Raw genomic sequence first — 2714 nt, forward strand, 5'->3', positions numbered from 1 at the left:
GCCGAAGGGCAAGCGCACTACGACCACCGACTCCAGCACCAAGTTCATCGGCGGCGCGCGGGTGGATACCACCGTGGTCGGCGAATCGGTGGCGCTGCACCGCGGGCGGACCACGATGGTCTGGCAGACCACGATCCGGTCGGCCGAAGGCAAGCTGTGCGCCATGGTCACGCAGACCCAGTTGGTCCTGGATGCGTAGCTCGAAGGCGCCGTGAAGACCCGCGAACCGGTGGAAATCGCGGCCAGGCCGAGGCAGCGCAAGGGATGATGCAAGCGCTCTCACCGACCGACCCCTGGCTCGAACGCTGGCTGCCGCTGGTGGCCGAGCACGCCGGCGCTCAATCGATCCTGGAACTGGGCTGTGGCAGCGGCCGCGACACTGCAGTGCTGGCCGCCGCAGGATTGCGCGTGGCGGGCATTGACGTCAGTGCCGAGGCCATCGAAGAAGCACGTGCTCGCGTGCCCTCCGCGCAGCTGCTTTGCCAGGACATCCGCGAGCCCTTCCCCCTGGCCGCCGGCACGGTTGGCGTGGCAGTCGCCAGCCTCTCGTTGCATTACTTCGACTGGCCGGAGACGATGGCGATGGTCGAGCGCATCCGTCGGCAGCTGCGGCCCGGTGGCCTGCTGCTGTGTCGCCTCAACTCGACCCATGACTACCATCACGGCGCCAGCCGCGAGGCGGACCCGGTCGCTGACAATTTCTACCTGGTGGACGGCATCCCCAAGCGCTTCTTCGATCGCGCCGCGATCGACCGGCTATTCGCCACGGGCTGGCGCATGCTCAGCGTGGAGGAGCAAGTCGTCGAGCGCTATGCGCAGCCCAAGACACTCTGGGAGGTCGTCCTTGAACGCCAGGACTGACCCCGCCATCGACGGCGTCGCCGACGGCCCGCCCCAGCGTTTCGGATCGGCACCGTTAAGTTAACATTTCACCGCAGGCCGGCATCGCGGCGGCCCATCACACAGGAAGCACTCCCTTGTCCCTCCAGCTCTGGCTCGCCTTCGTCACTGCATCGGCGGTGCTGCTGATCATTCCCGGACCGACCATCCTGACGGTCATCAGCTATTCGTTGGCGCACGGCAAGCGCGCCAACGTGCCGCTGGTGGCCGCGGTCGCGCTCGGCGATTCGACCGCGCTGGTGGTGTCGCTGCTCGGCCTCGGCGCCCTGCTCGCGACCTCGGCCTTCTGGTTCACCGCTATCAAATGGGTCGGCGGCCTGTACCTGCTCTACCTCGGCATCAAGCTGCTGCGCGCCGGCATTTCACCGGCTGTCGTCGCGGCACCCGCGGCACCCGGCTCGCGCTGGAAACTGTTCGCCAACACTTACCTCGTGACCGCATTGAATCCCAAGGGCATCGTCTTCTTCGTCGCCTTCCTGCCGCAATTCCTCGATCCGCGCGCCGGTGTGACGCAGCAGCTGTGGGTACTGGCGCTGACCTTCGTTGCGATGGCCGCGCTCAACGCCACGCTCTATGCGGTGTTCGCGGGCTCGGCGCGGCGCCTGCTGGCCTCGCCGAGGGCGCAGCAGCGCTTCAACTTCGCCGGCGGCTCGCTGCTGTCGGCCGCCGGCGTCTGGGCCTTTCTGGCCCGGCGCCCGATCTGAACGGCAGCACTCTCAATAGTTCGCCATCGGGCGGGCCCATCCCAGGGCATGAAGCGGGGCCRATGGCTGGCGATAGATGGCGCGTGATCGTAGGATGAAGCCGGGCACTGCTGACGAGGTCGGCCTTCCCTTGGTGCGGTAAGCCCGTTCAATAGTTGGACCCGCAGTCCTGCGAGCACCCCGGAATGTGGCAAAGGGCGGCGACGCCCCGAAGCACGCTTAGTAGAGTTCGATGACGAGGACTGCCTGCGGTGCCCATCAACCGCCAGGAGGTTCTCATGCAAGTGCTTTACACGCGCTGTGCGGGCCTGGACGTGCACAAGGACACCATCGTGGCTTGCCTGCGATGCGTCTCGCCGCCCATGCATCAGGAGGTGCGCAGCTTCGGCACCACGACCGCTCAGTTGCTCGAACTGACCGATTGGCTGGCCGAGCACGACTGCACCCACGTGGCCATGGMAGCCACCGGCGTGTACTGGAAGCCGGTGTGGCATGTGCTGGAGGCCRAGTTCGAGTTGGTGCTGGCCAACGCCGCGCACATTCGCAACGTGCCCGGGCGCAAGACGGACGTCAACGACGCGATGTGGATTGCCGATCTGCTSGCGCACGGCTTGATCCGCTCCAGCTTCGTGCCGCCGCAGGCGATCCAGCAGTTGCGCGACCTCACGCGCACGCGCAAGCAACTCGTGCRGGAGGTCTCCCAGCACTCGCTGCGTATCCAGAAGTGCTGGAGGTCGCCAACCTCAAGTTGGGCAGCGTCCTGTCGGATGTACTGGGCAAGAGCGGCCGTGCGATGCTCGATGCCATCGTGGCCGGCCAGAGCGATCCGGCGCTGCTGGCCGCGCTGGCCCAGGGCACGGCGCGCAACAAGGCCGCCGAGTTGCGCGAAGCGCTGCGCGGGCGCATCACCGAGCACCATCGCACGATGCTGCGGCTGCACCTGCAGGTGATCTCTTGCAGCGCACGTTGGGCGAACTGGATGCGGCCGTGGGAAAAGCGCTGGCACCGATCCGGCAGCGCGCCCGCCTGCTCGCGACGATGCCCGGGGTGTCTGACCTGACGGCCAGCGTCGTGGTGGCGGAGATCGGCGTGGACATGTCGCGCTTCCCC

3 protein-coding genes and 1 pseudogene are annotated in these 2714 nt (G+C 67.1%); all 4 read left to right on the forward strand.

What is annotated here, in order from left to right; all coding sequences use genetic code 11:
* The coding region (locus tag AC1DY5_RS50480; protein ID WP_478121824.1) for a PaaI family thioesterase at positions 1 to 199 on the forward strand (199 nt) is incomplete at its 5' end.
* 65 nt (positions 200 to 264) lie between these two features.
* Positions 265 to 861 carry a class I SAM-dependent methyltransferase gene (locus AC1DY5_RS50485; RefSeq protein WP_478121825.1) on the forward strand — a complete coding sequence of 199 codons (597 nt, stop codon included), beginning with the start codon at positions 265 to 267 and terminating at the stop codon, positions 859 to 861.
* Positions 862 to 977: 116 nt separating this feature from the next.
* Positions 978 to 1604 carry a LysE family translocator gene (locus AC1DY5_RS50490; protein WP_478121826.1) on the forward strand — a complete coding sequence of 209 codons (627 nt, stop codon included), beginning with the start codon at positions 978 to 980 and terminating at the stop codon, positions 1602 to 1604.
* A 278-nt stretch (positions 1605 to 1882) separates the two neighbouring features.
* A pseudogene (locus AC1DY5_RS50495) lies at positions 1883 to 2714 on the forward strand (IS110 family RNA-guided transposase); the annotation flags it as partial.

It is taken from the genome of Variovorax sp. P4_D9 (assembly GCF_056401695.1).